Annotated in this window: 1 protein-coding gene; it reads right to left on the bottom strand. The window is 72.1% G+C overall.

Features of this window, described 5'->3' with window-relative positions; all coding sequences use genetic code 11:
* Positions 1–47: 47 nt before the first annotated feature.
* A complete protein-coding gene (gene gcl / locus ACFV61_RS24840) occupies positions 48–1829 on the bottom strand; it encodes a glyoxylate carboligase (RefSeq protein WP_380493937.1) in 1782 nt (593 codons plus the stop codon).
* Between the last annotated feature and the right edge of the window lie 775 nt (positions 1830–2604).

The following is a 2604-nucleotide window of genomic DNA, read 5'->3' as shown; positions in this document are numbered from 1 at the left end:
GGGCCGGGGGGCCCCCCGGCGCCCGCCCCGAGTGGCCCACGGCGGGCTCAGAGCACGAGCGGCTTGACAGCGGTCGGCGCGTGCTCGGGGAGGGTGGCGATCTCCTCCCACTCGTTGACCTTGTCGATGTCGGCGGCGGCCATCGAGATGTTGGTGACCCGCTCCAGGATCGCCTCGACGACGACCGGGACGCGGAACTCGGCGGCCAGCTTCTTGGCCTCCTCGAAGGCCGGCAGCAGGCCCTCGGGCTCGGTGACCCGGATCGCTTTGCAGCCCAGGCCCTCGGCGACCCGGACGTGGTCCACGCCGTAGACGCCCAGCTCCGGCGCGTTGATGTTCTCGAACTCCAGCTTGACCTGGAAGTCGATGTCGAAGGTGCGCTGCGCCTGGCGGATCAGGCCCAGGTACGCGTTGTTCACGAGCACGTGGACGTACGGGATGCGGTGCTGGGCGCCGACGGCCAGCTCCTCGACCATGAACTGGAAGTCGTAGTCGCCGGAGAGCGCGACGACCTGGCCCTCGGGGTCGGCGGTGGCGACGCCGAGCGCGGCCGGGATGGTCCAGCCGAGCGGGCCGGCCTGGCCGCAGTTGATCCAGTGCCGCGGCCGGTAGACGTGCAGCAGCTGGGCGCCGGCGATCTGGGAGAGGCCGATGGTGGTGACGTAGCGGGTGTCCGGGCCGAACGCCTTGTTCATCTCCTCGTAGACGCGCTGCGGCTTGAGCGGCACGTCGTCGAAGTGGGTGCGGCGCTGGAGCCGGGCCTTGCGGTCCTGGGTGGCGGCGGCCCACGCGCTGCGGTCCTTGAGCCGCCCGGCGGCCTTGAGCTCCTGGGCGACCTGGAGGAAGAGCTCCAGTGCGGCCTTGGCGTCGGAGGCGATGCCGAGGGCGGGGGCGAAGATCCTGCCGATCTGGGTGGGTTCGACATCGACGTGGACGAAGGTGCGGCCCGCGGTGTAGACGTCCAGGCCGCCGGTGTGGCGGTTGGCCCAGCGGTTGCCGATGCCCAGGACGAAGTCGGAGGCGAGGAAGTTCTCGTTCCCGTAGCGGTGCGAGGTCTGCAGGCCGACCATGCCGGCGTTCAGCTCGTGGTCGTCGGGGACGATGCCCCAGCCCATCAGGGTCGGGACCACGGGGACGCCGGTCAGCTCGGCGAACTCCCGCAGCAGTTCGGCGGCGTCGGCGTTGATGACTCCACCGCCGGCGACGATCAGCGGGCGCTCGGACGCCTGGAGCAGCGCGAGGGCCTTCTCGATCTGGATCCGGTTGGCGGCCGGCTTGTAGACGGGGAGCGGCTGGTAGGCCTCGGGGTCGAAGTCGATCTCGGTCAGCTGGACGTCGATCGGCAGGTCGATCAGGACCGGGCCCGGACGGCCGGAGCGCATCAGGTGGAAGGCCTGCTGGAACACGCCGGGGACCTGTGCGGCCTCCAGCACGGTGGTGGCGGCCTTGGTGACGGGCTTGGCGATCGAGGCGATGTCGACGGCCTGGAAGTCCTCCTTGTGCAGGCGGGCGACGGGGGCCTGGCCGGTGATGCACAGGATCGGGACGGAGTCGGCGATCGCCGAGTACAGGCCGGTGATCATGTCGGTGCCGGCCGGGCCCGAGGTGCCGATGCAGACGCCGATGTTGCCGGCCTTGGCGCGGGTGTAGCCCTCGGCCATGTGGGAGGCGCCCTCGACGTGCCGGGCCAGCGTGTGCCTGATCCCGCCGGAGGCCTTGAGCGCGGCGTAGAAGGGGTTGATGGCTGCGCCCGGCACGCCGAACGCGACCTCAACGCCTTCGAGCTTGAGGATCTCCACGGCCGCGCGGGCGGCTGTCATACGAGGCATCGGGTCTCTCCTGCGTCGGCCCGCAGTGGGTCGGAGGGCTCATCTCCAGAATTCCACCATACGGAAGAACGGTTTCTGTATGTGGAAATACGGTACGGCTGGGCTCGGCGGGGCGTCAAGGGGAGGTTCAACAGAATGTGGAAGCCGGCCCAGGGGGTGAAACCGCAGGTCGCTGCGGCCGTCCGGGGGAGGGGAGGCGGAGCCGGGTTCGTACAAGTGGGCGCCGATCGTGCTGGTGTACCCGGGGAACCGGCCGTTCCGCGGCGGAAAGCGCGGCCGGTGTGCAGTGCGGGTGAAGGGACGGTGCCCGAGGTCGGCCCACCCCGCACCCCTGGGTACCGTCGGTGGCACGCCGGGCCCGTGATGTCCAACTGAGGCCGCGGCAAGGGGGATTCGGGACGGTCCGGGAGCGGGGGAGCTCCGGCGGCCGGTCCCGTCCAGGACCAGCGTGCCCGGTCCGCCGCACCCGAGCGAGGGACGCACCCCCTGGCCGCACCGACCCGACACCCGCCGCCGCCGTCCGGTCCGCCCGGACCTGCGGCCGTACCGCTGTCGCCCCCCGTGTGGTCCACCTCCCTTCTCCCTCCTCACCCCACCCGGCGACCTGCTCACCGCCCCGCGACCTGCTCACCCCCCGCGACTTCCTCACCCCCCTGCGACGGGGGGGGGCGCGCCCCCGGCGCGCCCCCCGCCCCCCCCCCCCCCCCCCCGCGCCGCGCGCCCCCCCCCCCCCCGGCGCGCGCGAGCACACACACAAGCACACACACCCACACAA

Origin of the sequence: Kitasatospora sp. NPDC059817 (assembly GCF_042731835.1) — a bacterium.
Classification (GTDB): domain Bacteria; phylum Actinomycetota; class Actinomycetes; order Streptomycetales; family Streptomycetaceae; genus Kitasatospora.
Note: the sequence above shows the minus strand (reverse complement) of the source record. Positions and strands in the feature narration are given on the sequence as shown.